This is a genomic window from Roseovarius albus (assembly GCF_900172335.1).
GTDB lineage: Bacteria > Pseudomonadota > Alphaproteobacteria > Rhodobacterales > Rhodobacteraceae > Roseovarius > Roseovarius albus.
Map to the genome: position 1 here is coordinate 338,586 of NZ_FWFX01000002.1, position 25,926 is coordinate 364,511.

The following is a 25,926-nucleotide window of genomic DNA, read 5'->3' on the forward strand; positions in this document are numbered from 1 at the left end:
TGGGGTGCGCGGCGGTTTTTTTACGCCACGAGGCTGAACAGAATGGCGATTTCGCTGATCTGTTGGGTGGCACCCAGAATGTCACCCGTCTGACCACCAATCTTATTTCGGGCGACCAGCCCCACCGCGACGGCGCCTAAAATGGCCCAGAAGACTGCGCCAAAGACTGACATGCCCGACATCAGAATCGCCAAGGTCACAGCTATGGCAAAGGCTGCGCCCGCTGTTTGTATTGATGACTGGCCCACGCTGTGAGAGAGTCCCGACGCGCGTGCATTTGGCAAGACGGCCATTACCGCAACCATGGCCGCCCGTGACAGGCAGGCGGAGGTGGCGATGAACAAAGCCGCAACGACAGGGTTTTGAGACAGAAGCAGGCAAATGGCAGCCCAACGCGCAGCCAGTGACAAGATCAGTGCCAGCACACCGTACGCGCCGATCCGGCTGTCCTTCATGATTTCCAATCTACGAGTTTTGTCCCACCCGCCCCAGAGGCCATCCGCCGAATCCGCAAGGCCGTCTTCGTGCAACGCGCCGGTGGTAACAATTTGAATCGTAAGGCAAATCAATGCAGCCAAAGGCGCAGGCAGGCCAAGCCATAGGGTGAATAAGGCGGTGCAGGCGGACGCGGCCCCAACCGCTAATCCAACCACAGGATAGGCCCAAGCCGATTGAGCGATGCGATTGGAATCAACAGCGCTGAAGGGTAGGCGGGTCAGCAGATTGAAGGCCAGAGGCAGGTCAGATTGTGCAAACAGGGCGTCGTTTTTTGTCATGTAAGAGGCCCTTTTTCGGCTGCTCAAAGGATGGTCTTGCGATACACAGGCCAGGCGCAACATGCAATGAGAGATAAAATGGTAAATGAATTCAATACTCTGGCAGAGTTTTCCGACCTGTTGCGTGGCCTGCCTATGCGGGATGAGGCTGCCTTGACGGCAGCAAGGGCGCGTGATGGCGTTTTGACAAAACCCCCCGGTGCCCTTGGTCGTTTGGAGGAGTTGGCAGCCTGGTATTGTGCCTGGCGGGGCGTTGAGCGGCCACAAGTCATAAGTCCGCAAGTAATTGTTTTTGCGGGAAATCACGGCGTGACAGCACAGGGTGTATCCGCCTTTCCCGCGGAAGTGACCGCTCAAATGGTAGCGAATTTCGAGGCGGGTGGCGCGGCTGTGAATCAATTGGCCAAGGCGGTTGGGGCGCGGATGGATGTGCATTCGTTGTCTTTGGAGACCCCGACGCAGGATTTCACCACTGGTCCAGCGATGAGTGAGGCGGAGTTTGTCGAGGCGTTGCAGACCGGTTGGCAGGCGGTTGACCCCCAAGCGGATCTGCTGGTTGTTGGGGAGATGGGCATTGGCAATACCACCTCGGCCTCGGCTATTTGTCAGACGCTCTATGGTGGGGAGGCTGCCGAGTGGTGCGGGCGTGGGACCGGGCTGGACGAGGCTGGTGTGACGCATAAGGCGGATGTGGTTGCGCGTGCCGTGAACCTGAATAAGCCCAACATGAATAATGGCTTAGAGGTCTTGCGCTGTCTGGGAGGGCGCGAGCTGGCGGCGATGGTCGGGGCGATGGTGCGGGCACGTACATTGCGTATTCCACTGGTTCTGGATGGATTCATCTGTTGCGCGGCGGCGGCCTGTTTGGAGGAGACGCAGGCGGGTGCATTGGATCATACAGTTGCCGGGCATGAGAGTGCGGAAGCCGCGCACAAGACCCTGCTCGCGAACCTGAAAAAGCAGCCCTTGCTATCACTAGGGATGCGTTTGGGCGAGGGTTCGGGCGGGACCTTGGCGATCAGCGTGGTCAAGGCGGCGCTGGCCTGTCATTCGGGCATGGCAACCTTTGCTGAGGCGGGCGTTTCTGACGGGTGATTTGCGTACATGTGGTACCAATTACCCCCCTGTTTGGTACACAAATGTACTGTGGCAGCTATGATTTGATTTCCCCCTTGGTCGGGCTAGGTCTGCCCGCAAGGGAGGAACAGGATGAAACAAGTTTTATGGGCCGGGATTTTGGCGCTCTTGGCCGTGTTGCCTGCACGTGCGGATGAGGCGGCAATCCAGTCGGTGATCTCATCCCAGATCGAGGCGTTTCTGACGGATGATTTTGAGCGCGCCTTTGAATTTGCCAGCCCGACCATTCAGGACATTTTCAAAACTCCGGATCAGTTTGGCCGCATGGTGCGCGAAGGCTATCCCATGGTCTGGCGTCCGGCGGATGTGCAGTTTCTTTCGGTCGATGAAATCAACGGCGTCTTGTGGCAAACCGTTTTGGTACAGGACGGGCAGGGCAATGAATTTCTGCTCGGCTATCAGATGATCGATGGCCCCGAAGGATGGAAGATTAATGCCGTTCGTATGAAACCCCTCCCGCTGGGCGCAGTTTGATGTGATGATGTCTTAATCTCTCGCGTTCGAGGATTCTTGAAGGCGCGCTTTTAAAGTTCCAATGATCTTTTGAGCAATCTCGATGTTATCTGTTGACAGGCCTTCGGAGAGCTCATTTACCCACGGAACTTGTAATGCGATAGCTGCTTCGAAAAGTTCTTGACCTTTTGAAGTGAGGACCACCAGATGCGCACGTTTGTGATGCGGATTTGACTGGATCTCGACAATTTCTTCTTTTTTCAGCTCGTTTACGATGCGCTGAACGCCTTGTCGGTGAACCCCCATGGTTCGGGCGTGCCAGGCAACTGATTCTGGTTGTTCGGCGTAGGCAATTGCCCCCAAGATCTGCCAGCGCGCACTGGTTAATCCAAGCTCTGCAACGAGTCGATCGCCAGCGAGTTGCAATCGGCCATTCAGCCTAAATACGTCCAGAATAAGCGTTGTCACGGCTTCTCCGGCCTCTGTCCATTGTTTGTCTGTCATGAGGTATGTGTATTTAGTTGACAACGTATTGTCAAATTATGTAAAGAGTCAATTGTGACAACATGTCACCATATATCGTCACTCACGGAGTAAGACTGATGGTCAATTTCAAACCTCTCGATCCCGAGTTCCCAATTGAGCAACAACTGGGCGTCGATACTGGGCCCGTTGTTTTGGTGAACCTGTTCACGATTGATCCTGCCGATCACGACGCGCTGATTGCAGCTTGGAAAGATGACGCCCTCTGGATGAAGAAGCAGCCAGGCTACATCAGCACGCAAATGCATAAAGCCGTTGGTGATAGTGGCATGTATCTGAATTATGCCATTTGGGATTCTGTTGCTGATTTTCGTGTCGCCTTCTCGAATCCTGAGTTCAAAGAGGCGCTCAGTCACTACCCATCCAGTGCTGTCACAGCCCCGCATCTGTTCGAAAAGATCGCCGTGTCTGACTGTTGCACGGCCTGACGGAACGGTGAGTGAAAGATCTTTGAGGAGGATACCCACGTGATGATACGTATTCACCCGATTGCCGGTGTTGTTGGATTTTTGACGATCCTGACGTTTTGGGCGTCCACCTTATATGTCGAACTGTTTGGAACTTACGCAGATGTTGTGGCGGTTAAGTTGATGGTCTTGAAAGGTCTCTGGCTGTTGATCCCTGCGATGGCAATCGTTGGGGCGTCAGGCATGAAAATGGGGCATCGGCGTAAAGATGCGCCTGCGCGGGCCAAGAAAAAACGTATGCCTCTTATTGCGGCCAATGGTTTGCTGGTTCTTGTTCCTGCCGCGATTTACTTAAGCAGCAAAGCGAGTGCCGGATCATTCGATTTGAGTTTTTACGTTGTGCAGGTGATCGAGCTTACGGCCGGGGCTTGCAATTTGGCCTTGATGGGTCTGAGCATCAAGGACGGGCGCGCGATGGCGAAACGGCGCAGGGCTGCTGCGAAGTGAAGCGGGGTGACGCGGTGGTCAGTTTGGCCAACCGTAAGCCTCGGGTGTGTTGCCATGGGATTTCAGGTGATTTAGCCGATCAAAAGCCTCGCCAAAGCTGGGGCGGGATGTGGTTGTGACGGGCCAGATCACCAGTTGGGGGCCGGAAACTGTTTCGAACCATTCGTGTTTGCGGCTCAGGAAGTCGCCGTGCAGAGTTTCAAAGGTGTAATCTTTGAGTGTCTCGGCGTTTTCCCAGACGGACACGGTGGCGGATGTTTTGTCGTCAAAGCCGAGATCTTGCAGTTGCTGGGTGGCCTCGGCATCTGGGATGCGCCAGATGAAACCGGGATGGGCCTCGGCGAGGGCGTAAATCTGAGCAAGCGCATCCGAGAATTCAGCCATGCGCGGATCGTCCAAAGGATAGCGCATTTTGCCCCAGTTCATCTGTGCGATTGCCATTTTGGACCTCCGGTGATCTGTTTCCAACTTAACAGTTCTGTCCATAATCGCATAGCGGGGGATCAGTATGAATGAAGTCACAGGTGGCTGCCTTTGCGGAAAGGTGCGTGTGCGGGCCGTGGGCGCGCCGAAACGGGTGGGCATTTGTCATTGTCTCGACTGCCGCAAGCACCATGGGGCGGTGTTTTATGCGGCGGCGATCTTTGCGCAGGACGCGGTGGAGGTCACGGGTGAGACCCAGAGCTATGAAGGGCGGCACTTTTGCCCCGGCTGCGGATCGTCGGTTTTTGCCCTTACAGGGGATGAAGTTGAGGTGCATCTAGGGACATTGGATGCGCCGGATCAGTTTACGCCGAGCTATGAGATTTGGGCGGAGCAAAGCGAAGGGTGGCTTCCGGAGTTCCCTGATATGAAGCGATGCGGGCGAAACTGCGGGAGCGAGAGCTAAGGCGTGTTACTCAGCCCGCCCGTAGAAACCTTGGCGTTCTTCGGGTGAGAAGGTGACATCGGGTTGCTCGAAGTATGAGAACACGGCGATGACACGTGAGGTTTCGCCCTGAACCGTGGTAACGCGGTGGGCGGTGTTGCGGCCGCGGAAAACGTTGAGCGTGCCGGGAGAAAGGGTAAGGCTTTGAACCTGATCGTCTTGCACCTGCAACATCTGCGCGACGCCGTCATAGTTAGGGTCATCCTTGCTGCGCAAGTCGGTGCGGTATTCAAACGCGCCGCCATGATCGGGGGACTGCAGTAAAAGTGTTGTGGTGAATTCAGAGCGGTCGAAGTGCCAGTTAAGGGTCTGGCCTGCGTCGTAGGACATCACGTTGACCCGCGCCATGTGGTCCTGCATCGGATAGAGCTTCGGCATGTCCATGGTGGCGGCGAGAAACTGTGCAAACTCGGGCCACTCATACAGCTGGATGAGGGCGCTGTGCGGGATCTGGTCGGCGCAGAGTGTTCGGTTCGAGGTGCGAAAGCGGGTGAGGGCCGGGTGGTCGGCGGGAAGGTCGGGCAAGGACTTCAGGAAATAGATGTTGTGCTCGCGTTCGTGCAGGAAGGCTTCTGTGTCGAACTGTGACGCCATATCCAAGGCTTCTTGTGCCGCCACGGTGGGGTGCATCAGGCCATCAAGGTTGAACATGCCCTGTTCGGCCAGATCTGTGCGGCAACGCGCGACCAGAGCCTCCCATTCCGGAGTTCCGGGGCGATCAATGGGAAAAGTTTCGAGATCAAGAATGTCACGCATGTTCGAGCCTCCTGTCGAAGCCACCATTGTGAATTACAAAGCTGTTGCCAAGAGGGATTTTCACATGGTCAGAAACCGTGAGGTGTAGCTCAGTCTGGCTTGCGTGCGGTGATGATATACGCGGACGTTGGGAAAACGGCTTCACCTGTTGGCGACGCGTATTTTGACAGCGTTGCATCGGATTTCATCAGGATATCGGCTATTTTCTCGTCGGTGAGGTGGATATCGAAGAGAGGCAACCAGCCGCGGAGTTCGACTTCGACCATCGTTCGGGTGTTTGGAAAGCTCGCCTGTTCTGTTCTGGTTTCAACGGCAATATTTTCATACCCGACTTGCGCCAACCAACCTTCAACGTCTTCGGGGTGACCCAGACAGAATGGTATTTTCACGGCGTCTCCTGCCTTTGATGAGACATACTGGTCCAACAGGGCGACGATATCTTTGTAGGCAGGGTTTTGATCAATGGAGTGCCAAATCGCGATTGCCAAATGGCCACCTGCCCGGGCGACCCGGAACATTTCTTGTAGTGCTTTCAAGCGATCTTGAAAAAACATGATGCCGAACTGTGAAATTACACAGTCGAATGAACCGTCTGCAAAAGGCAGATCTTCTGCGCTACCCAAGATCCATTCAATGTGAGGTTCGACCTCCCTTGCGGCTGCGATCATCCCTGGTGCTGGGTCAACGCCTACAACGCGACCAGACGTGCCGGATTTCTGAAGTGCGGCACGGGCCAGGACCCCTGAACCACAGGCGACATCCAATACGCTTGATCCTGCGGTGACCCCAGATTTTTGCAACAGATGGCCGGTCCATTGCGAGAACAGGGCGGGCACAAACAGCGATTCATAATCCCGGCCAGCTTGAAGTTCTTCTTGTGTTACGGTGCCGGTCATATGTTTCACTCCACAAGATCATAGTGTTTGATTGTTCGGCTTTCGACGAGCTCAGCTTCGGCCGGATCGATATGTGGCGATTGATAATCATCGCCAACAAAAGCCTTGAGTGACGCGAGATCTTTCCATATCATCACGAAACTGAACTCATTCGGGCTGTCTTTTCGGGGGGCACCGGGCAAGACCTGCACGATTCCATCAGTCCCCTGCATCAGCGGGATCGCTACATTATGGAAGAATTCACCGAATTCAGATGCTTTGCCTTGTTTGGTTGTGACCTGAAAAATACGCATAATCATAAAACGTCCCTCCCAACGGTTGGGTTGTTGCTTGAATGACTACCTTGTGCACGTTCTATACCACATCTAGGCGAAAAAGTCGCGTAAACGCCTGCGCAGGTCCTTTGTGGGACAGGTGAGGATTCTTTTGGAGTAAATCACCTGTCGCTAGATAACGACGCGAGATTCAGGACTTGCGGTCGCTTTTGGCTGCGATACATGCGATATTAGCAATTTGCGCTGGGGTGATTTATGTAAGGCTCCGGCAATCTGCAACGGAAGGCATGGGCCATGAACATACACGCATCTGAGCTGGAAAAACAGCGCGAGCGCGAAGCGGCAGAGGCCGCGCTGGCGCTGTTGCGAGAGTGGGCCGAAAATGCCTCGCCCGAGGAAGTTGCTGATCTGGACCCGACGGTGGCCCGGTTGTTGCCAGATGCGCCCTTGCCGAATTATCCGCAGATGCACCGAGAGTACCCTGAGGACTTCGTGCCGGATGATGCCTATCGCGCCTTAATGCCGGACCTGCAGAATGGACCGAGCTCCCTGATCAAGGGCGCCAAGCAGCATTTGCAGCATGTGGGGATTTCCAATTTCCACCTGCCGATCCGGTTTCATACCCGTGATGCGGGGGACCTGACGCTGGAAACCTCGGTCACCGGGACGGTGAGCCTTGAGGCCAGCAAGAAAGGCATCAACATGTCGCGGATCATGCGCAGCTTTTATAAGCATGCACAGAAAACGTTTAGTTTCGATGTGATCTCGGACGCGCTGGATGATTACATCGCCGATCTTGGCAGTGTGGACGCGCGGCTAATGATGAAGTTCCGTTATCCGGCTGAGGTTAAATCCCTGCGCTCTGGGCTGGTGGGGTATCAGTATTACGATATAGCGCTGGAGTTGGTCGATGCCGGCGGTGTGCGCCGCAAGTTCATGCATTTGGATTATGTCTATTCCTCGACCTGCCCCTGTTCGTTGGAGTTGAGCGAACATGCCCGTGAAACACGCGGTCAGCTAGCGACGCCACATTCGCAGCGGTCGGTTGCGCGGATTTCGCTGGAATACAGTGGCGAGGATTTCCTGTGGTTCGAAGATGTGATCGACATGGCACGGGAAATGGTGCCAACCGAGACGCAGGTCATGGTCAAGCGCGAGGATGAACAGGCCTTTGCCGAGCTGAACGCGGCCAATCCGATCTTTGTCGAAGATGCGGCGCGTTTGTTTTGCGAGCCTTTGTTGAAGGACAAACGCATTGGCGATTTTCGCATTGTCGCCAGCCATCAGGAAAGCCTGCACAGCCATGATGCGGTCAGCATCCTGACAGAAGGGCCGACCTTTGCGTCTGACAGCATTGACCCCAAACTGTTCTCGACCTTGTTCCACGTTGGTTAATCAAAGGGTGACCGGCTTGACAGCGCTCTGTTAGCCGGACAAGGGTCGCTTCATGTTGGATATTCGCCCTATTGGATATGTGATTGGCCTCGCTCTAGTAGCGTTGGGCCTGACCATGTTGATGCCAATGCTGGTGGATATTGCCGAAGGGCGCGACCATTGGGATGTGTTTGCACAAAGTTCTGTCGGAACGGTACTAATTGGCGGGCTAGTCTCGCTGAGTTGCAAAAACGGGGTGCGCGAAGGGCTAACCCTGCAACAAACCTTTTTGCTGACAACCGGTGTTTGGGTGGTTTTGCCCATCTTTGGTGCGCTGCCTTTCATGCTGGGTGAGACAAATTCGGATGTGACCGATGCGATTTTCGAGGCTATGTCGGGGCTGACGACCACCGGGTCAACAGTGCTGAGCGATCTGGACAATCTGCCCAAGGGTATCCTGCTTTGGCGCGGGATTCTGCAATGGTTGGGCGGCGTTGGTATCGTTGTCGTGGCGATGGTGTTCTTGCCAGAGCTTCGGGTCGGAGGGATGCAAATCTTCCGCTCGGAAGGGTTTGATACGTTTGGAAAAATCTTGCCGCGGGCCACGGAAATTGCCTCGCATATCTCGGTGATCTATCTGGGACTCACGCTAGCCTGCGTGCTGGCCTACATCATGAGCGGGATGAGTGCCTTTGACGCTACGGTGCATGCGATGACTACGGTGGCGACGGGGGGCTTTGCCAATTATGATGCGTCATTCGGGGCGTTTGGCATGGCCAGCGAATATGTGGCCGTGGCCTTCATGATGCTGGCGGCACTGCCGTTTGTGCGATTTGTGCAGATGACGGCGGGGTCCATTCAGCCGCTTTTGGCTGACCGCCAGATTCGGGCGTTTTTTGGGACCTTGGCGGTGCTGGTTGGGGTGTTGACAGTCTGGCAGGTCTGGCAGGCGGGGGACTGGTCAGAACTGGCGTTTCGCAAAGTGCTGTTCAACACCGTGTCGATCGTCACCGGGACGGGTTATGCAAGTGCCGACTATATGCTGTGGGGGGCTTTCCCGATAGCGGTGTTGTTCTTTGCTGGCTTGATCGGGGGGTGCGCGGGATCAACTGCCTGTTCAGTGAAAATTTTCCGGTATCAACTGCTCTTTGCCTCGATCAAGGTGCAGTTACAGCGGATCTATAGCCCGCATGGGGTGTTTACTCCGCGCTATCAGGGACGTGCCATTGGCGATGATGTTCTGAATTCGGTTATGGCGTTTTTCGTGTTCTTCATCCTGTCGCTGGGTGTTCTATCCGTTCTGCTAGGATTGACCGGATTGGATTTCATCACGTCGATTTCTGGCGCGGCGGCAGCCCTGGCCAATATCGGGCCTGGGCTAGGAGATACCATTGGTCCGGCAGGGAATTTTGAGCCGCTGAACACTGGTGCCAAATGGATGTTAACCGCCGGAATGCTGGTGGGGCGGCTGGAGCTGTTAGTGGTTTATGCGATGTTCACGGTTGGATTCTGGAGAGCATAGGCGGAGTGATTGAGCTCACTTTGGTTTTTTACGTTTTGTGCGACGGTTGCTATTGGTCTCATAGGTGTTTGCCATACCTGCAGAGACGAGGCCGACGTCACGCACCTCTGATTGACGCGGGCGGGCTTTAGTCTTGGCATCTTGTTGCTGTTCAAGAGCGTCTTGCTTCATCCGGTGACGGGTGGCGAAGATCAGAACACCGATGATCAGCAGGACGGCGATCACCGCCAGAATTTCGTAGACGTTGAAGAAGATGTAACGGAACATGGGGTCTCCGTGTGGGTTGCGGGGCGGCTCACGCCCCTTTGAAATTGACGCTGCCCTCAAGTTCGAGAGACTTTTGCGCGGCTTGTTGTTCAGCCAATACGCGGCGACGGCGACCATATTGGGCGACACCAATGCCTGCGAGGATCACCAATGCACCGGGGATGAGCCCGGGGCCAGGATCTTCGCCCAAGAGCAGCATGGCGATGCAGATTGCGGCCAATGGCGAAAAGGAGGTGGCAAGTGCCACGTCGCCCGCACTGGCGTGTTTGAGGCCGAGATTCCAGGCGAACTGGCCGATGATTATGACGATGATGGCGTAAACCCAGATCCATTTTAGCACGACAGGTGCGAACAGGTCCTGAAAATGGTGTGGGCCGAAAAGGTACATGGCCCAGGTGAAATAGACGATGGTGCCCAACACGGTGCGGAAGATTGAAAAGATTCCCAATGGCACGCCTTGCAAGCCGATGCGCGTGACCAGCGTTGAGGCGATGAACGACAGCGTCGCCAGTACGGCGGCGACCTCACCTTTGCCGAGCGAAAAGGATGCACCGCCATCCTTGAGTGCGATGATCAAAACCGCGCCGACCAGCGCAATCAACCCTCCCGCGAGTGCCCAAAGATCGAGTTCTTCTTTGAGGAAAAATGCGGCGGCTAGTAAGAAGAGCGGCGGGTCGATCCGGCCGATCAGAACCACATTGGTGACAGTGGTGTATTCGAGTGCAAAGAAGAACAGTCCGGGGGTCAGGGCCGAGGAGAGCACGGCAGAAGTGGTCAGGAACATCCAATCGGTTTTGCTCAGGCGCCGGAGGTTTTCCATCGTCCAGTCGCGCCAGAAGAAAAACACCATCGGGATGAGCGAGATGAGAGAGCCAAGAAAGAGCAAATTGCAAAAGGTGATGGCGTTGCGACCATGCACTGGGTTTTGCCGCCCGATGTCTGTCAGTAATGTGATGATCGAATTGGATGAGGCATAAATCAGCACCGCCACCCAAGCCAAAGTCACGCCAAACCAGGCGGTGGCCTTGGGGGTCGGGATATCACTGACGCTGGCCATGGCGGCGCTCGCTTCTCTGTCTTTGGATTGCAACTGTGCAACCATAATCTGACAGGAAAAGCGTTGCTTCAAATCAACTTGCGGCACAAAGACGTGAGGAGGTTGTTGCAACGTTGCGCAGTGCTGCAAGATTGATAGCAGCACGCTGCATTTTGACAAAATGGCCTTTCCAAATTTTCAAATTGAAGCGCAGGTTTTGCTCCGAACGCATTCAACCTTTGCCGGTAAGAAGACATGTATATATTTTGGGTTGGCAAAAGAGATCTAGCCGAATTTGAAACAACTGATTTCAGGTTGGGGGTTATGCCTGTGAAATCGCCGAGGGCACCCTTTGCTGCGCGCCCTCGGGTGTGCTTTCGAGCCGCTAACCGCCTTGGTTACGTTGCAGAGAGCTTAGCACTTGATCAATTGAGAAACTCGCCGGAGTCTGCCGAGGCGGATAGTCAACAAAGGTTTGCAAGAACTCTCCTACAAATACCTGTGCTGGTACTAACAAATACAAGCGCTCAAAACGCCATTGAATATAAGCAGACGCCTCTTCCTGAGCCCGTTCAAAGGGGTCGCTGTACAGATCGATAAGCTTTGGGACACGCAAGGGAACAAATGGCTCTTCCCAAACATCGAATCCTTCGGCGCGTTGTTCCGCAAAAACGAGTTTCCAACGATTATACCGCAGATTCACCAAGTCTCCTCCATCTGAGAAGTAGAAGAACTCTTTTCTCGGGCCTTCTTCGGTTTCACCTTTGAAGTACGGAAGGAAGTTGTAACCATCGAGATGGACGGGCTCGTTACTTTCACCAAATGGAGCCTCTGTTAGCATGCGCTCTTTCATATCTACATCGCCCTGCGATGCCATGAAGGTAGGAAACCAATCCAAATGGCTAATGATGTCGTGTGACTTGCGACCTGGCTCAATAACTCCTGGCCACTTTAGCAAAAGAGGTACACGATACCCGCCTTCCCAATTGTCGTTCTTTTCTCCCTTGAATGGTGTTGTGCCACCGTCAGGCCAAGAGAAAACTTCGGCACCGTTATCAGTAGAGTACATTACGACGGTGTTGTCTGCGATACCAAGTTCTTCGAGCTTGTCGAGGAGCTGGCCGACCATGCCGTCATGTTCAACCATGCCATCAGGGTAGACGCCTAAGCCGGTAACGCCTTCGCTTTCTGGTTTCAGATGCGTGTTAATGTGCATCCTTGTCGTGTTGTACCAAAGAAAGAAGGGTTTATCTTGATCAGTCGCACGTTCCATGAAGTCGATCGCACCGGCAGTGACTTCTTCGTCGATGGTTTCCATTCTTTTGCGTGTTAAAGGGCCAGTGTCTTCGACTGAGCCGTCCGCATTCGAACGAATGACGCCGCGAGGGCCGAAATTCTCCCTAAATGCGGGATCTTTTGGATAGTCAACACTTTCGGGTTCTTCTTCAGCGTTCAAATGATATAGATTGCCGAAGAACTCATCAAATCCGTGGTTCGTGGGTAAATGCTCGTCTCGGTCACCCAAATGGTTCTTGCCATATTGACCGGTCATGTAGCCTACGGATTTCATATATTCCGCAATTGTCGGGTCTTTTTCGGACATTCCTTCTTTGGCACCAGGCAGGCCCACCTTTAGCAGGCCCGTCCTGAATCCTGACTGCCCGGTGACGAATGACGCACGGCCAGCTGTACAGGACTGTTCACCGTAAGAGTGAGTGAATAGCATTCCTTCATTTGCAATTCGGTCGATATTCGGGGTTTCGTAACCCATCATGCCCTGATTGTAGGCGCTGATGTTCCAATACCCGACGTCGTCACCCCAAATAATAAGGAAGTTCATCGGCTTTTCTTCTTGGGCGATGGCGCCGAAACCGACGATTGATAATGGCGCGGCCAATGCCAGTCTTCTCAACCACTTTGAACGTAATCGCATTTATTCAGTCTCCCTTTTTGGTGTTAATGTGTCCTTTATACACAAAAAGCTGTTCAAGGGATGAACTTTGCAAATGATACGTGAATAAGCCTTTGATTGGTCATGAAAATTCAGGTTCATTCATCAGAATATAAAACATCCGTGTGGCCCTCATTACGATTCTTCGCAAATGTGGCTTCGTTCAATGCGCGGATGGAACATTTTGCCTGCGATATAATAAAAGGCAGTTTGATAACTTTCGACCGTTGGGCAGCGTGTTTACTTATGAGCGCGCAACTGGCTACGGCCGATCTGGATTCATTTTGCGTTTGATCACGCCGGATCCCATAAAAGCCCCGTCGATGGGCATGGTGACACCACTGACGTAGGCGGCGTCGCGGCTTAGGAGGAAGGCGGCGACATTTGCGACCTCTTCCGGGGTGCCATAGCGGTTTGCCGGGATGCGCGCGCAATAGCTTTCGCGGGTTTCAGCGTCGTGCATTTTCTTGACCAGCTCAGTCTCGATGGCCCCGGGGGCCATGGCGTTGACGGTAATTCCAAGCTCGGCCAACTCAACCGATAGCACGCGCGTCAATGCGTGGACCCCGCCTTTGCTGGCGCCGTAAGCTGCGCGGCCTGTGCCGCCGCGCTCGCCTGCAGCAGAGCCCATCAGGAGGAGGCGCCCGTAGCCTTGAGCGGCCATGATCTCGGCTGCGGCTTTGGCGCAGAGGAAGGTACCCGTGAGGTTGATGCCGATGATCTTGTTCCAGTCCTCAAGCGAGGTTTCCAGAATGGTTTTCTCGATACCGATACCAGCGCAATGGGCCAGGCCATCAAGGCGTTTGTGGACTGCCTGTGCAGTTTGAAACATCTTCTGGACAGATGCAGGGTCAGAAATGTCAGCACAGATTGGTGTGGCGGCATGTCCTTGATTTGTCAGCTCAGTTGCGGTTTCGACAGCGGCATCGCCATTTCGATCCGCGATTGTGACCGCTCCGCCGCCTGCGGCGATTTTATGCGCAATCGCACGCCCGATGCCGCTTGCCCCACCGGTGACCAAAACATGCTGACCTTCGAAATCTGACATCGCGCCCTCCATTGCTTACATTCAGAGTGACACGGGAATCGTAATCGACCTATCCAGCGCCGCCCATCATGTGCCCAAGAGCGACATTTGGGGGCACTTGGGTGGATGCCGTTGCGCGTGAGGTGAGGTTACTCTCCCCAGCAACTGACCAGAACGGTGATGTGGCTGGCTTTATCGGTCAGTTGTTCAGCAGGGAGCTGCGTGGTCTCGTTGGCCACGTCGGCATTGATGCCCGCGGTTGAGAGGAATTTTTGCAGGGTTTGCGCGTCGGTGGCGAGGCTTACGTTTTTGGGGAGCCGTTTGCCTGTTGACGGCTGGGGCAGAAGCATCCCAACAACGCTGCCGCCAGCATCCAGAACAGGCCCACCAGCATCACCTTCGAGGGCCGCCAGTTCAAGGCGCTTGAGGTGTGGCTCACCATTCAGCCCGCGCACATCGGCCAATTGGCCAAAGGTCAGGGTGGGTGCGCCCAGAATGCCGCCATAGGAATAGCCAGCAACTGCGATATCTGAATGTAGGCGCGGCGCGCCCTGACTAAATGTGGCATAGGCGCGGGGTGCTAGATTTTCACTGGGGCGCAACGTGGCCAGGCCCAGATCGGTGTCATGGCTGACAATTTCGGCTGTGTAGTCGTTGTTGATGGTCAGGCGGTTACAGCCGGTGGCAAATTCAGCGCTGGTAACGATTGTGCCACTGCCATCGACAAAGAATCCGGAGCGCGAGAAAACTGGTTTGCGGATCTTGAGGCCGGAGACCAGATCGATATCTTGGACTTCGTCATAACCTGCGGCCGGATCCAGAACGCCGTCGATGCGGGTAAAACTGTCTTGTATGATGCCCAGCAGGCGGGTGCGGCGTTCTTCATCACCGGCCGGCCATATCAGGGTAAAGCCCTTGATCTCACCATCCTTGAGCCAGGCTTGCGTATGTGAGATGGCAAAGGCGCTTTCACCGATCAGGGTGAAGCTGTCTTTGGTGAGCTGGCGCGGGCCGTCTTCGGGGACGATTTCCAGCGTTTGCATGATGTCATACAGTCCGGCAAGGGTTGAGGTGCCGCCTTCCTGGCTGATCAACAGAATGCTGGCGTCGATGTTGCCAGAGGGTCCATAGTGCGCGAAGGGCGGATCGTATTTTGACAGTTCCACCACACCAAGGGGGAGTTTGATTTCGATCCCGGTTTCTTCGTTGCGGACTGTTTGGATGTCCAACCCTTCGAGCACGGCATAATACTGGCGCAGCAATTCGGCGCGTTGGCCGGTGGTCAGGACGCCGGTGTCGTCAAAACCGCTGGCCTCTTGCCAGCGGGCCATGGAACCCCGGGTGCCACGACCAAAGGCGGCATCAACAGTGCCGCCATAAAACCCGGCCCATTTGAGGGCGGTCTGAATTTCGGCACGCTGTTCGCGGGTCAGGTCGCGCTCGCTGGCGCGGGCTTGAGCCGGGGATTCATCGGCCTCTTGTGGGGCGGGCAGAATGATTGTGGCGGTGTTGTCGGGCAATTGGGTGACGATATCCGACTGCGGCGCGACCTCGATTACTTGTTGGCTGAGGGCGTTGGCCCCCACCGGCCAGAACTGGCGCTGATAATCCGAATTGCGTGTGATGTAGCTATCGCGGGGAATGAGACCTTGCGCACGCAGGTTGCGCAGCACCTGACTGGCGTCATCCTCGCTATAGGGGCCAAGGGCAATACCGTACCAACCGCTGCCAAGGGCAAAGCCGTTGATGTCCTGCAATTGTCGGGCATAGTCACGGATACGTTCCTGCGCCTCCGAGAGGCTCGGCTGAGCTTCGATCTGGACCCAGGATTGCTGTGCCCAAGCAGTAGGAACAGCGAAAAACAGAGCCATCACCAAAGAGTAGAAAATGCGCAACATGAAAGGGCCTTTGCCAAAATTTGCCTCGAAACAGCGATTGGATCACCATTGCGCGTCCTTGTATCAAATCCACAGCCGAGTGCACCTAAAATATACCGGTGAAATAGTGCGGTTCACGCAATTGACCCTTGCGGTTCACGGACGTAGGTAAGGGCGGCAATTTCATGGGTGAGGTCAGAGGATATTATGGCGGACAAAACCGGCAAACCCCGCAGCTTTCAGGACATCATTCTGCGGCTTCAGACTTACTGGGCTGAAAAGGGCTGCGCTGTGATGCAACCCTATGATATGGAAGTTGGTGCGGGAACGTTTCACCCGGCCACGACCCTGCGGTCTCTGGGCTCAAAAGCCTGGGCGGCGGCCTATGTGCAACCCTCGCGCCGTCCGACCGACGGGCGCTATGGTGAAAACCCGAACCGGATGCAGCATTATTATCAGTACCAAGTACTGATCAAACCTAGCCCGCCCAATCTGCAGGCGTTGTATCTGGGATCGCTTGAGGCGATTGGCGTCGATATGGAACTGCATGACATTCGCTTTGTCGAGGACGACTGGGAAAGCCCAACGTTGGGTGCCTGGGGTCTGGGCTGGGAGGTTTGGTGTGACGGCATGGAAGTCAGCCAATTCACTTATTTCCAGCAAGTTGGCGGACATGACTGCCACCCGGTGTCCGGCGAGCTGACTTATGGTCTGGAACGTCTGGCGATGTATGTATTGGGCGTTGATCATGTGATGGACATGCCGTTCAACGACCCGGACGCGCCAATTGCGCTGACTTATGGGGACGTGTTCCGCCAGACCGAGCAGGAATACAGCCGCTGGAACTTTGATGTAGCCAACACCGAGGTGCTGCTGCGCCACTTTGAAGAGGCTGAGGCCGAATGCGAGGCGATTCTGGCACAAAAGTATGACGACCCCAAGACCGGCAAGCGGATCGTGATGGCGCACCCGGCTTATGATCAGTGCATCAAGGCCAGTCACATGTTTAACCTGCTGGATGCACGTGGGGTGATCTCGGTGACGGAACGTCAAGCCTATATCGGCCGAGTGCGGGCGCTGGCCAAGAAATGCGCCGATGCCTTTGTGCAGACCGAAGCCGGGGGATATGCCGCGTGACCGGCAAGATCCTTGCAGCAATGATCCTGATCGCGGCCTTGGCGGCTGGGGTGGGGATGTATTACCTCCAAGTCTACCACTTCTATGAAGAGGTTGAGGGCAATGGCACCTCGGACGTGCAGGTCACTGCGCTGACGAGTGGCGCGGCGCAGGCTATTGCTTTCGCCGATTTCGAAGCCATCGATTCGGAGAGTTCGCCCATTCGCTATCGGGCCTGTTTTACGACGGATCTGTCGTTGGATGACCTGAAAGCGGATTTCACTCCGTATCCGGATGCGGTGCCACTGACCGCGCCGGGCTGGTTTGACTGTTTCGATGCAAAAGAAATCGGCGCAGCATTGGAAGCGGGTACCGCGCAGGCGTTTTTGGGTGTGAAAGATATCAAATACGGCATTGATCGGGTCGTGGCCGTGATGGACGATGGGCGCGGCTTTGTTTGGCAGCAGATCAACCGCTGCGGCGAGGTGGTGTTTGACGGCCAGCGCGCCCCGGAAGGATGCCCGACACCGCCCAAGGTTTCCGGCCAGGATGGCTGATGCGATCACCATATCGAACTTTGCCACCTTCACGCTGGGGATGTTGGTGTACTTTGCCGGGGCAGCACTGACGCGGCGCTGGGCGATCCTGCGCGAGTTCAATATTCCTGAACCAGTGGTGGGTGGTATCACCGTGTCGCTGTTGATCTGGGCGTTTTACATCCTGACCGGCACCGAGGTGTCTTTTGATCTGACGGTGCGTGACGGATTGTTGATTATCTTTTTCACCACCATCGGTTTGAATGCGCGCCTGTCCGAGCTGAAGCGTGGTGGCAAGGCACTGGGCATCCTTCTGGTGCTGACAGTGGTCTACATCGTGATTCAGAATGCAGTGGGCCGATTGGGTGTTGGGTTCTTCGGTTTGCCGGAACAGCTGTCGATCATGTTGGGCTCGGCCGCGTTGATTGGCGGGCATGGTACGGCGATTGCCTGGGGTCCGGAGCTGTATGAGCAGTTTGGGATTGCCGAAGGGGCTGAGGTCGGGCTGGCAGCGGCCACCGTGGGCTTGATTTTGGCTGCTTTGATTGGTGGGCCGATTGCGCGGTTCCTGATCAAGCGGCACGATCTAAAGCCTGAGAATGAAGATGCCGACCCAATCGTCGGGCTGGATTATAACGAGGCGGGTTCTGCGCCGCTGAACTATGTCGGGTTCATGGTGACGCTGATTACCATCAACCTGACCGTGATTGCCGGGATGGCGCTGAACGAGGGCATTGCCGAAACCGGGCTGAAGCTGCCCGACTTTGTGCCCTGCATGATTCTGGGCATCGCAGTCGCCAACCTGAAACCAATACTGCTGCCAAAGGTGCCTGCCGTGGCGGGCACGCCGGTGCTGGCACTGATCTCGGAATTCTCTTTGGCAGTGTTTCTGTCGATGTCGCTGATGAGCATGCAGCTGTGGACTCTGGCGGAACTGGCCGGGCCGCTGTTTGTGGTTCTGGGCGTTCAGGCCGTGGTGGCCGTCCTATTCTGTATCTTCGTGCTGTTCCCTGCAATGGGTCGCAATTACCGGGCGGCCGTGTTGGGCGCGGGTTTTGGTGGTTTTGCGCTGGGGGCGACGCCGACAGCGATTGCAAATATGACGTCCGTGACCAAACGCTATGGCCCATCACCGGTTGCCTTTCTGATCCTGCCGCTGGTATCAGCTTTTTTCGTGGACTTGGCCAATGCGGCCATCATCCAAATCTTTCTGTCTTTCTAAGGGTGCAAGATGCCTGACCTTCTGATCGAACTGTTTTCCGAGGAAATCCCGGCCCGCCTGCAGGGCCGTGCCTGCGAGGATCTGAAAAAGCGCGTGACCGATGGTTTGGTTGAGGCGGGGCTGACTTATGCGGGTGCAGCGGCGTTTTCGACACCGCGGCGGCTGGCGCTGACAGTGCAGGGCCTGCTGGCGGAAAGCCCGACCACCAAGGAAGAGCGCAAAGGCCCACGGGTTGATGCGCCGGAAAAGGCCATCGAAGGCTTTTTGCGCGGGGCAGGGGTGAGCCGCGATGATCTGGAAGTGCGCGACGAGAAAAAGGGTCAGGTCTATTTTGCCGTGATCACCAAGCCGGGACGAGCCGCGTCTGGGATTGTGGCGGAAGTGCTGGAAGATACCATTCGCAATTTCCCATGGGCCAAATCGATGCGCTGGGGCGCGGGCAGCCTGCGCTGGGTGCGACCATTGCATTCAATCCTGTGTATCCTGAGCGATGACGCGGGCGAGGCCACTGTTGTGCCGATGGATGTGGATGGGATTGCCGCAGGTGATACGACTGAGGGTCACCGGTTCATGGGCAACGGGCGATTTGCAGTTACTGGCTTTGACGACTACCGCGCCAAGCTGAAGGCGGCGCATGTGATGTTGGACACCTCCGAGCGGGCTGAGGCGATCTGGCAGGAAGCGACCAATCTGGCCTTTGCGCAGGGGCTTGAGGTGGTTGAGGACAAGGGCCTGCTGGCCGAGGTTGCCGGGCTGGTTGAATGGCCGGTGCCGTTGATGGGCAACATTGACGATGAATTTCTGGGGCTTCCCCCTGAAGTTTTGCAGACCTCGATGAAAGAGCATCAAAAGTTCTTCTCGGTCCGCAATCCGAAAACCGCGCGGATTGAAAAGTTCATCACCGTGGCCAATCGGACCACGGCGGACAATGGCGCGACCATTCTGGCCGGGAATCAAAAGGTTCTGGCGGCGCGCTTGGCGGATGCGAAGTTTTTCTGGGAGAATGACATTCGTGTCGCCGAAGCCGGTGGTCAGCCGTGGTTGGATGCGCTGGACAATGTGACCTTCCACAACAAGCTGGGGTCGCAAGGGGAACGGGTGGCGCGGATTGCGGCGCTGGCGCGAGAGCTGGCCCCGGTTGTGGGCGCGGATGCCGATCTGGCCGAGGCAGCGGCGAAATGGGCCAAGGCCGATCTGTCGTCGGAAATGGTTTATGAATTCCCTGAACTGCAGGGCCTGATGGGCCGCTACTATGCCGCCCCCGCCGGACATGGGACTGAGGTGGCCGATGCCGCGCAGGAACACTATTCGCCACTGGGGCCGTCAGATGATGTGCCCTCGGCCCCCGTTTCTGTCGCCGTGGCGCTGGCGGATAAGCTGGATTTGTTTACAGGTATGTGGGCTGCAAATGAGCTTCCAACTGGCTCGAAAGATCCGTTTGGTCTAAGAAGGAGCGCTATTGGACTAATTCGCCTGATACTAGAGAACTCTTTGCGTGCGAATATCAAAGGGATTTTAGAAGTATCGTTCAATGATCTTGTTGAGGTTACTGAAAATAGCGTGAGAAATGCTGTGAAAGGCGCTGCTAAAAGTTATCCAGCTGAAACAGAGTACTTTGAAAATGTTATGCAGGAAGAGCTGGAGAAACTGCGAAAAACTGTTGAAGCCCGCAGAAACAGCCTCCTTTCCTTCTTCCATGACCGGCTCAAGGTCTACCTGCGCGATCAGGGCATTCGCCATGATGTGATCGATGCCTGCCTTGCGATGCCGGGCAATGATGATCTGACGTTGTTGGTGAAACGCGCGCGGGCGTTGTCGGACTTCCTGAAAACCGATGACGGGGAAAACCTGTTGCAGGGCTATAAGCGCGCCAACAACATCCTGTCTCAGGCCGAGGAAAAGGATGGCGTTGAATATTCCTATGGCGCCGATCTGAAGTACACCGAGGCTGAGGAAGAAAAGGCGTTGTTCAACGCGCTGGCCGGGGCCGAGGGCACAATTGCCACGGCGATGCAGGCGGAAGATTTCGCCGGGGCCATGGCGGGCATGGCAGCGCTGCGCGCGCCGATTGATGCCTTCTTTGAAGCGGTGCAGATCAACACCGACAATGATGTCGTGCGCCGCAACCGTCTGAACATGCTTAACCAGATCCGCCAGATCTGTTTGCAGGCGGCGGATCTGACCAAGATCGAAGGTTAGGAAAACCGCGCTATCCACAGCGCGCAGCGTTTGGCGTCGCGCGCCTCGTAGGCCGCGATGGCTTCGGCTGGGGTAAGGTTGAAGTTGCTTTCGTTATCCTCGCCAAGGGCGGTCAACAGCATCGAATACCACGCCGTCACGCCGCCGCGCGGGGGCGCGTCAAACACCGGAAACTCTGGATCGCCACCTGCGTCGCTGAGCCATGTGTTGGCCAGATTGGCGTTGAGCGCCATGGAGCGGGCGAGGCTAACGGCATCCGTTTGACCGTTCTCAATCGCCTGTACAGCCTGACCCCGGGTTTCAAACCCGCCAGTGGTGGCGATGGGGATCGAGGTGAGGGTTTTGGCGTGTTCCGCGAAGGCGATGTAATAGGGCCCGGTTGAGGACACGCCATCCGAGCTGGAGGCCGCGCCGGGGAAATAGGTGCCGCCGCTGATGTCGATCAGATCGATGGAGGTTTCATCGATGGCGCGGATCACTTGCAACGCGTCTTCCTCGGTCAGCCCACCGACGAGTTTGTCAGTGGAGTTGATCTTGATCCCGATGGGGAAGGCGGGGCCGACGGCGGTGCGGACCTCTGCGATCACCTCGTGAATGACGCGGAAACGGTTGGCGACTGATCCGCCGTAAGCATCGCTGCGTTTGTTGAACAGGGGCGACAGGAACTGGCTGAAGAGGAAACCATGCCCTGCGTGGATTTGCACTCCGGTGAAGCCGGCTTCTTGGGCGAGCTTGGCCGCCTTGGCATAGCCGGCGGGCAGGGCTTGGATGTCATCCCGCGACATGCCTTCACTTTTGAGCCCTTCAACATCCAAGGGCGATGGCCCTTTGGGCGTGCTGATTGGCCCATGCGACAGTGCCCCGGCATGACCAAGCTGCGGCCAGATATGCGTGCCATTGGCCGAGCCACGTTTGGCGAGCGCCTTAAGGGCGGTCATGTTGATACTGGGCGTCAGAACGAGATTGCCGGGTTTCTCAGGGTAAAGTGGGGAAGTTTGCACCTCGCCGATCAGGGAGAGGGCCGCGCCGCCTTCGGCCCAGCGTTCATAAAGCCGGATTTGTGCCTCGGTCGGGTTGCCTGCGCCATCGCCAAGCGAATCGGACATGGAAGATTTGATCAGACGGTTTTTGAGGATCGCGCCGCTGGGCAACTCTAAGGGGCGATTGAGGATGGAGGCGTTCATTTTGTTCTCCTTACTGTATATTTCGATATTTCGATATTTAATTTCATTCTTGCATGGTTGTGGTTGTTTAGACTTGGCAGTGTTGCGGGGTTACAAGAGCTCTTTTTGAACCGCGTCGAAGAAGGCTTTGATGTTGTCCTCATCCCGGCGGTAGAAGGTCCATTGTCCGTGGCGTTCAGCGATGACAAAGCCAGCTTGTTTCAGTAGGCCCATGTAGTTCGAGATCGTGGACTGGGATAGGTTGGCCTTTTCCTGAATATAGCCAACGCAGACGCCTTCGAGACCTTCATGTTCCGGCAGGGCGGGCGGGAAATTCGACCGGTCCTTGAGCCATTCCACGATCTTGCGGCGCACGGGATTGTTCAGCGCGGATATCGATCTTTCTAAGTCCATATATTTAGATATCTCGATATTATGGTGTATGTCAATAGGAAGCTGCCTGCGTCGATACTGTTACCAAATTGTCATGGTTTTCCTTGCCTTGTCGATGTGGCGGGGTATGCTGCACTGACAGAAATGGAGCGCCGCAGTGCAGCAATTCGACGAGCATACTACCCTGATCACCTCTGAGGCGCCAATGGCGCCAGAAACTCACGGTGGGCGGGCGAAATGTTTGCAGCGTCTGGTGCGGCTGGATCTACCCGTACCGGAGGCCGTCGCGTTATCCTTCAAGGCGGTACACGGAATTGCCGCTGGCGAGATGCCGGATATGGACCGGATTCTATCGCCCTTTGGTGATGCTCCATTGCTTTGTGTGCGACCGTCCTCGGAAGACCCTGATTGGGGCGGGCCGGGGGCTGTGCTCAATATCGGGATGAATGACGACCGGTATAAAGAGCTGTCCGAGCAGATGGGCGAGGAGGCTGCGGCGACGCTGTATCTGAGGTTTGTGCAATCCTTTGCGATCAACGTCGCGCGGCTGGATCCGGATATGCTGGACGATGTTTCGGATGATCCGATCGAGGGGCTGCAAGAGGCGCTTGACGCCTATGAGGAAGAGGCCGAAGAGCCGTTTCCGCAAGACCCTGCAGTGCAGTTGAAAGCGGTGTTGCGATCAATGGCACGGGCCTGGGAAGGCACCACGGCACGGCTGTTGCGTCAGGCCAAGGGTGCCCCTGCCGATGCCGGTTTGGGGCTTGTAGTACAGGACATGATTTTTGGTTTGGGGCGCGGGGAATGCGGATCAGGGGTGATGCAACTGGTCAACAGTGAAACCGGCGTGGCCAAGATCACCGGTCGGTATCTGAGCCAAAGTCAGGGGCGTGATGCGCTTACGCCGGGGGCGGAGTCGCTTTATCTTGAAATAGATAGACGAGGGCCATCTTTGGAGGAACTTGCTCCCGAGGCATTTTCAGACCTCAAAGCCCATACGGCGCTGATGCGGCATAAGCTGCGCGAGGAAATGCAGGCTGAGTTTACCATTCACAATGGTAAGGTTTATTTGCTGGATGGAGTGAGGGTTGCACGTACGGCGCGCGCCGCGGTGGCAATTGCCGTGGCCTTAGCCGAGGATAAGATTATCCCCAGAGAAGAGGCTCTGATGCGGGTGGAACCACGCGCTCTCAATGAGCTGCTGCATCGCCAGGTGGACCCCGAAGCACCGCGCGATGTGCTGGCCCGTGGCATTGCGGCCAGCCCAGGTGCCGCGAGCGGTAAGATTGTCTTTACTGCCAATGAAGCACAGGCGGCGGAATCGCGTGGCGAGCCCAGCATTTTGGTGCGCCGCGAAACCAGCCCCGAAGATATTCGCGGGATGCATGCGGCAGCGGCGATCTTGACCGAACGCGGTGGCATGACGAGCCACGCGGCGGTGATCGGGCGGGGCATTGGCCTGCCCTGTGTGGTGGGGGCATCCGAGGTCCGGTTTAACACCAAGAAACGACATCTGACGTTCCCTGATGGGACGGTGTTGAGGAGCGGTGATGTGATCACCGTGGATGGCACCAATGGCGAGGTTCTGGCCGGTGAGGCCAAAATGCTGGAGACCGCGCGGGACGCGGCCTTGATGACACTGATGATTTGGGCCGATGAGGTGCGCGATATTGATGTGCGTGCCAATGCTGACACCCCCGCCGATGCCAAGGTGGCGCGCGGCTTCAAGGCGCAGGGCATAGGGCTGTGCAGGACCGAGCATATGTTTTTTGAGCCTGAGCGCCTAACGGCGATGCGCGAGATGATCTTTGCCGATTCGAGCGAAGACCGCGCGGCGGCGTTGGAGGTGATCTTGCCGATGCAGCGGGCGGACTTTGCCGATCTGTTTCGAATCATGGAAGGGCAACCCGTGTGCATCCGGTTGTTTGACCCACCGTTGCACGAGTTTTTGCCAACTGATCGCTCCGGCCACCGGGCGCTGGCCGAGGCGCTGGATCTCCCCTTGTCGGATGTGACACGGCGGGTTGAGGCGCTTGGCGAGTATAACCCGATGCTTGGGATGCGCGGGGTGCGGTTGGGGGTAACTGTGCCCGAGATTTATGAGATGCAAGCTCGTGCGATTTTTGAAGCCACGATCGAAGCCAGCCGCGATGGTGAGCCCGTGGTGCCTGAAATCATGATCCCGCTGGTGTCCGCCCGGCGAGAAGTGGAGCTGGTGCGTGCACGTGTCGAGGCGATTGCTGCGGCTGTGCGCAGTGAAACCGGAGAGGACTTTACTTACCGTTTGGGTGTGATGGTTGAGACACCCCGTGCCGCGTTGCGGGCTGATGACATCGCTTCGCAGGTGTCGTTCCTGAGCTTTGGGACCAATGACCTGACCCAGATGACCTATGGCCTGTCGCGCGACGATGCCGGGCGTTTCATGTCGGATTACGTGCGTCAGGGTGTCTATCCTGAAGATCCATTTCATCTGCTTGATACCGATGGCGTGGGCGAATTACTTAGGCTGGGCGCAGAACGGGGCCGGCGCGTGAAACCCGAGGTGACCCTGTCGATCTGCGGGGAGCATGGTGGTAATCCCGAATCGATTGCATTCTGCCGCGAGGTAGGATTTGACTATGTTTCGTGCTCGCCCTTCCGGGTTCCGGTGGCGCGACTCGCTGCCGCACAACTGGCAATCAAAGATCGGATCAGCTGAAAATAAATCAATTTGCGCAACATATGGCGCAATTGCGGCGAAAATCTGGCTGATTGTTTCTCATTCGAGAACGCTGGAAGCGAAAGACTCGACTCAACGCCCTTCAATGTCTATTTGGCCCGGATGTTTGCGGCGCAAGCCGTCTGGGATTGGGAATAAGATCATGCTTCGCTTTGGCGCAGTACTACTCTTGTTGTTGTCTGGTGTAACGGTTCAGGCCGAGACGCAAGACCATCGCTCATATGATCGGGCGCATTCAGTGATGCGGTCAGCCTTAGTGAAGGGCTGGGCCAGAAATCTTGCTGCACGGGAAACCGTGGCAGAAAATATCGAAATGGAATATACCCGCAAATGGCTGGCATCCCAGCCGGAGGTGAAAGGCGATGCTGAATGGGCGTGTCTTTCAGAGGCGCTGTATTTCGAGGCACGCGGTGAAAGCGTGAAGGGGCAGTTCGCTGTGGCCGAGGTGATCTTGAACCGGGTCGATAGTGCCAATTATCCTGACACGGTTTGCGGTGTGATAAATCAGGGTACCGGCAAGAAGTATCAGTGCCAGTTTACCTATACTTGTGATGGCCACAAGGAAGTGATCCATGAGCCCAAAGCCTATAGCCAAGTGGGCAAGGTTGCGGGGTTCATGCTGGGCGGTGCTGAGCGTCAGCTGACCGATGGCGCTACGCATTATCACACCAAGGCGGTGAACCCACGCTGGGCGCGCAAGTTCCCACGGACAGCCACCATCGGCGTGCACCACTTCTACCGTCAGCCGACCCGGCTGTCGAAGAACTGAAACGAAACAAAACGCCGCGTTTTTGTAGGATTTGCATAATCGCGGTTGACTCGAGCGTCGCTGCGAGTAAAAGGCAG

Annotated in this window: 26 protein-coding genes; 13 read left to right on the top strand and 13 right to left on the bottom strand. The window is 56.1% G+C overall.

Annotated elements, in window-relative coordinates:
- Positions 1-20: 20 nt before the first annotated feature.
- Positions 21-776 carry an adenosylcobinamide-GDP ribazoletransferase gene (cobS, locus tag ROA7450_RS04510; protein ID WP_085804463.1) on the bottom strand — a complete coding sequence of 252 codons (756 nt, stop codon included), beginning with the start codon at positions 774-776 and terminating at the stop codon, positions 21-23.
- Positions 777-854: 78 nt separating this feature from the next.
- Here cobS and cobT point away from each other — a divergent pair, with 78 nt between their 5' ends.
- Together cobT and ROA7450_RS04520 are read left to right on the top strand one after the other, a co-directional pair.
- The gene (gene cobT, locus ROA7450_RS04515) at positions 855-1,871 is read left to right on the top strand and encodes a nicotinate-nucleotide--dimethylbenzimidazole phosphoribosyltransferase (protein ID WP_085804464.1); all 1,017 of its coding nucleotides are present in this window, start codon (positions 855-857) and stop codon (positions 1,869-1,871) included.
- Between the two features lie 114 nt (positions 1,872-1,985).
- Entirely contained in the window at positions 1,986-2,387 is a 402-nt protein-coding gene (locus tag ROA7450_RS04520; protein WP_085804465.1) for a DUF4864 domain-containing protein, read from the top strand.
- A gap of 12 nt (positions 2,388-2,399) precedes the next feature.
- Here ROA7450_RS04520 and ROA7450_RS04525 read toward each other — a convergent pair whose 3' ends face one another.
- Entirely contained in the window at positions 2,400-2,870 is a 471-nt protein-coding gene (locus ROA7450_RS04525) for a MarR family winged helix-turn-helix transcriptional regulator (protein ID WP_085804466.1), read from the bottom strand.
- A 98-nt stretch (positions 2,871-2,968) separates the two neighbouring features.
- Between ROA7450_RS04525 and ROA7450_RS04530 the strand changes: the two genes are divergently transcribed.
- Both ROA7450_RS04530 and ROA7450_RS04535 read left to right on the top strand, forming a co-directional pair.
- Positions 2,969-3,337: an antibiotic biosynthesis monooxygenase family protein gene (locus ROA7450_RS04530; RefSeq protein WP_085804467.1), complete on the top strand. Its 369-nt coding sequence runs from the start codon at positions 2,969-2,971 to the stop codon at positions 3,335-3,337.
- A gap of 42 nt (positions 3,338-3,379) precedes the next feature.
- Entirely contained in the window at positions 3,380-3,823 is a 444-nt protein-coding gene (locus ROA7450_RS04535) for a hypothetical protein (protein WP_085804468.1), read from the top strand.
- Positions 3,824-3,841: 18 nt separating this feature from the next.
- On the opposite strand, the gene ROA7450_RS04540 is transcribed toward ROA7450_RS04535, so the two are convergent.
- Positions 3,842-4,264 (bottom strand): DUF3291 domain-containing protein, encoded by a 423-nt coding sequence (locus tag ROA7450_RS04540; RefSeq protein WP_159453997.1) that lies wholly within the window; start codon positions 4,262-4,264, stop codon positions 3,842-3,844.
- A gap of 67 nt (positions 4,265-4,331) precedes the next feature.
- Here ROA7450_RS04540 and ROA7450_RS04545 point away from each other — a divergent pair, with 67 nt between their 5' ends.
- Complete coding sequence (locus ROA7450_RS04545) at positions 4,332-4,712, top strand: GFA family protein (RefSeq protein ID WP_085804655.1); 381 nt, start codon at positions 4,332-4,334, stop codon at positions 4,710-4,712.
- Positions 4,713-4,718: 6 nt separating this feature from the next.
- On the opposite strand, the gene ROA7450_RS04550 is transcribed toward ROA7450_RS04545, so the two are convergent.
- From ROA7450_RS04550 to ROA7450_RS04560, 3 genes are all read right to left on the bottom strand, one after another.
- On the bottom strand, positions 4,719-5,507 hold the full coding sequence (locus ROA7450_RS04550) for a HalD/BesD family halogenase (protein ID WP_085804470.1): 789 nt from the start codon (positions 5,505-5,507) through the stop codon (positions 4,719-4,721).
- Positions 5,508-5,596: 89 nt separating this feature from the next.
- On the bottom strand, positions 5,597-6,403 hold the full coding sequence (locus tag ROA7450_RS04555; RefSeq protein ID WP_085804471.1) for a methyltransferase domain-containing protein: 807 nt from the start codon (positions 6,401-6,403) through the stop codon (positions 5,597-5,599).
- Positions 6,404-6,408: 5 nt separating this feature from the next.
- Positions 6,409-6,702 carry an antibiotic biosynthesis monooxygenase family protein gene (locus tag ROA7450_RS04560; RefSeq protein WP_085804472.1) on the bottom strand — a complete coding sequence of 98 codons (294 nt, stop codon included), beginning with the start codon at positions 6,700-6,702 and terminating at the stop codon, positions 6,409-6,411.
- A 270-nt stretch (positions 6,703-6,972) separates the two neighbouring features.
- Between ROA7450_RS04560 and folE2 the strand changes: the two genes are divergently transcribed.
- Positions 6,973-8,073, top strand: a complete 1,101-nt coding sequence (folE2, locus tag ROA7450_RS04565) for a GTP cyclohydrolase FolE2 (RefSeq protein WP_085804473.1) — start codon at positions 6,973-6,975, stop codon at positions 8,071-8,073.
- 52 nt (positions 8,074-8,125) lie between these two features.
- Positions 8,126-9,574 (top strand): TrkH family potassium uptake protein, encoded by a 1,449-nt coding sequence (locus ROA7450_RS04570; protein ID WP_085804474.1) that lies wholly within the window; start codon positions 8,126-8,128, stop codon positions 9,572-9,574.
- A 15-nt stretch (positions 9,575-9,589) separates the two neighbouring features.
- Here the strand turns inward: ROA7450_RS04570 and ROA7450_RS04575 are convergent, their stop codons facing one another.
- From ROA7450_RS04575 to ROA7450_RS04595, 5 genes are all read right to left on the bottom strand, one after another.
- Positions 9,590-9,841, bottom strand: a complete 252-nt coding sequence (locus ROA7450_RS04575; protein ID WP_085804475.1) for a hypothetical protein — start codon at positions 9,839-9,841, stop codon at positions 9,590-9,592.
- 28 nt (positions 9,842-9,869) lie between these two features.
- A complete protein-coding gene (locus tag ROA7450_RS04580) occupies positions 9,870-10,943 on the bottom strand; it encodes a DMT family transporter (RefSeq protein ID WP_234999439.1) in 1,074 nt (357 codons plus the stop codon).
- 319 nt (positions 10,944-11,262) lie between these two features.
- Positions 11,263-12,810, bottom strand: coding sequence for an arylsulfatase (locus ROA7450_RS04585; protein ID WP_085804476.1), 1,548 nt, complete (start codon positions 12,808-12,810; stop codon positions 11,263-11,265).
- A gap of 280 nt (positions 12,811-13,090) precedes the next feature.
- Positions 13,091-13,876 (bottom strand): SDR family NAD(P)-dependent oxidoreductase, encoded by a 786-nt coding sequence (locus ROA7450_RS04590; protein WP_159453998.1) that lies wholly within the window; start codon positions 13,874-13,876, stop codon positions 13,091-13,093.
- 128 nt (positions 13,877-14,004) lie between these two features.
- Positions 14,005-15,753, bottom strand: coding sequence for a serine protease (locus ROA7450_RS04595; RefSeq protein ID WP_085804478.1), 1,749 nt, complete (start codon positions 15,751-15,753; stop codon positions 14,005-14,007).
- A 186-nt stretch (positions 15,754-15,939) separates the two neighbouring features.
- Between ROA7450_RS04595 and ROA7450_RS04600 the strand changes: the two genes are divergently transcribed.
- The 4 genes from ROA7450_RS04600 to glyS are packed head-to-tail and all read left to right on the top strand — an operon-like array spanning position 15,940 to position 20,805.
- Positions 15,940-16,869, top strand: a complete 930-nt coding sequence (locus ROA7450_RS04600) for a glycine--tRNA ligase subunit alpha (protein ID WP_085804479.1) — start codon at positions 15,940-15,942, stop codon at positions 16,867-16,869.
- Positions 16,866-17,405 (top strand): DUF6446 family protein, encoded by a 540-nt coding sequence (locus ROA7450_RS04605; protein ID WP_234999440.1) that lies wholly within the window; start codon positions 16,866-16,868, stop codon positions 17,403-17,405. Before ROA7450_RS04600 ends, ROA7450_RS04605 begins: the two co-directional genes overlap by 4 nt.
- Positions 17,398-18,606, top strand: coding sequence for a sodium/glutamate symporter (gltS, locus tag ROA7450_RS04610; protein WP_085804481.1), 1,209 nt, complete (start codon positions 17,398-17,400; stop codon positions 18,604-18,606). Before ROA7450_RS04605 ends, gltS begins: the two co-directional genes overlap by 8 nt.
- Positions 18,607-18,615: 9 nt before the next feature.
- Complete coding sequence (gene glyS, locus ROA7450_RS04615) at positions 18,616-20,805, top strand: glycine--tRNA ligase subunit beta (protein ID WP_085804482.1); 2,190 nt, start codon at positions 18,616-18,618, stop codon at positions 20,803-20,805.
- On the opposite strand, the gene ROA7450_RS04620 is transcribed toward glyS, so the two are convergent.
- Together ROA7450_RS04620 and ROA7450_RS04625 are read right to left on the bottom strand one after the other, a co-directional pair.
- Positions 20,802-21,989, bottom strand: coding sequence for an oxidoreductase (locus ROA7450_RS04620; RefSeq protein WP_085804483.1), 1,188 nt, complete (start codon positions 21,987-21,989; stop codon positions 20,802-20,804). The genes glyS and ROA7450_RS04620 overlap by 4 nt on opposite strands.
- Before the next feature lie 90 nt (positions 21,990-22,079).
- The gene (locus ROA7450_RS04625; protein WP_085804484.1) at positions 22,080-22,382 is read right to left on the bottom strand and encodes an ArsR/SmtB family transcription factor; all 303 of its coding nucleotides are present in this window, start codon (positions 22,380-22,382) and stop codon (positions 22,080-22,082) included.
- A 184-nt stretch (positions 22,383-22,566) separates the two neighbouring features.
- On the opposite strand from ROA7450_RS04625, the gene ROA7450_RS04630 reads away from it, so the two are divergent.
- The gene (locus ROA7450_RS04630; RefSeq protein ID WP_085804657.1) at positions 22,567-25,059 is read left to right on the top strand and encodes a putative PEP-binding protein; all 2,493 of its coding nucleotides are present in this window, start codon (positions 22,567-22,569) and stop codon (positions 25,057-25,059) included.
- 163 nt (positions 25,060-25,222) lie between these two features.
- Positions 25,223-25,849, top strand: a complete 627-nt coding sequence (locus ROA7450_RS04635) for a cell wall hydrolase (protein ID WP_085804485.1) — start codon at positions 25,223-25,225, stop codon at positions 25,847-25,849.
- The last annotated feature ends 77 nt before the right edge of the window (positions 25,850-25,926 follow it).

Coding starts and splice junctions, on each gene's coding strand:
- ROA7450_RS04525 (WP_085804466.1), bottom strand. CDS start 2,870: ATGACAGACAAACAATGGACAGAGGCCGGAGAAGCCGTGACAACGCTT.
- folE2 (WP_085804473.1), top strand. CDS start 6,973: ATGAACATACACGCATCTGAGCTGGAAAAACAGCGCGAGCGCGAAGCG.
- ROA7450_RS04555 (WP_085804471.1), bottom strand. CDS start 6,403: ATGACCGGCACCGTAACACAAGAAGAACTTCAAGCTGGCCGGGATTAT.
- gltS (WP_085804481.1), top strand. CDS start 17,398: ATGGCTGATGCGATCACCATATCGAACTTTGCCACCTTCACGCTGGGG.
- glyS (WP_085804482.1), top strand. CDS start 18,616: ATGCCTGACCTTCTGATCGAACTGTTTTCCGAGGAAATCCCGGCCCGC.
- ROA7450_RS04620 (WP_085804483.1), bottom strand. CDS start 21,989: ATGAACGCCTCCATCCTCAATCGCCCCTTAGAGTTGCCCAGCGGCGCG.
- cobS (WP_085804463.1), bottom strand. CDS start 776: ATGACAAAAAACGACGCCCTGTTTGCACAATCTGACCTGCCTCTGGCC.
- ROA7450_RS04520 (WP_085804465.1), top strand. CDS start 1,986: ATGAAACAAGTTTTATGGGCCGGGATTTTGGCGCTCTTGGCCGTGTTG.
- ROA7450_RS04635 (WP_085804485.1), top strand. CDS start 25,223: ATGCTTCGCTTTGGCGCAGTACTACTCTTGTTGTTGTCTGGTGTAACG.
- ROA7450_RS04545 (WP_085804655.1), top strand. CDS start 4,332: ATGAATGAAGTCACAGGTGGCTGCCTTTGCGGAAAGGTGCGTGTGCGG.
- ROA7450_RS04540 (WP_159453997.1), bottom strand. CDS start 4,264: ATGGCAATCGCACAGATGAACTGGGGCAAAATGCGCTATCCTTTGGAC.
- ROA7450_RS04575 (WP_085804475.1), bottom strand. CDS start 9,841: ATGTTCCGTTACATCTTCTTCAACGTCTACGAAATTCTGGCGGTGATC.
- ROA7450_RS04595 (WP_085804478.1), bottom strand. CDS start 15,753: ATGTTGCGCATTTTCTACTCTTTGGTGATGGCTCTGTTTTTCGCTGTT.
- ROA7450_RS04625 (WP_085804484.1), bottom strand. CDS start 22,382: ATGGACTTAGAAAGATCGATATCCGCGCTGAACAATCCCGTGCGCCGC.
- ROA7450_RS04585 (WP_085804476.1), bottom strand. CDS start 12,810: ATGCGATTACGTTCAAAGTGGTTGAGAAGACTGGCATTGGCCGCGCCA.
- ROA7450_RS04600 (WP_085804479.1), top strand. CDS start 15,940: ATGGCGGACAAAACCGGCAAACCCCGCAGCTTTCAGGACATCATTCTG.
- ROA7450_RS04535 (WP_085804468.1), top strand. CDS start 3,380: ATGATACGTATTCACCCGATTGCCGGTGTTGTTGGATTTTTGACGATC.
- ROA7450_RS04590 (WP_159453998.1), bottom strand. CDS start 13,876: ATGTCAGATTTCGAAGGTCAGCATGTTTTGGTCACCGGTGGGGCAAGC.
- ROA7450_RS04580 (WP_234999439.1), bottom strand. CDS start 10,943: ATGGTTGCACAGTTGCAATCCAAAGACAGAGAAGCGAGCGCCGCCATG.
- ROA7450_RS04560 (WP_085804472.1), bottom strand. CDS start 6,702: ATGATTATGCGTATTTTTCAGGTCACAACCAAACAAGGCAAAGCATCT.
- cobT (WP_085804464.1), top strand. CDS start 855: ATGGTAAATGAATTCAATACTCTGGCAGAGTTTTCCGACCTGTTGCGT.
- ROA7450_RS04570 (WP_085804474.1), top strand. CDS start 8,126: ATGTTGGATATTCGCCCTATTGGATATGTGATTGGCCTCGCTCTAGTA.
- ROA7450_RS04530 (WP_085804467.1), top strand. CDS start 2,969: ATGGTCAATTTCAAACCTCTCGATCCCGAGTTCCCAATTGAGCAACAA.
- ROA7450_RS04630 (WP_085804657.1), top strand. CDS start 22,567: ATGGCGCCAGAAACTCACGGTGGGCGGGCGAAATGTTTGCAGCGTCTG.
- ROA7450_RS04550 (WP_085804470.1), bottom strand. CDS start 5,507: ATGCGTGACATTCTTGATCTCGAAACTTTTCCCATTGATCGCCCCGGA.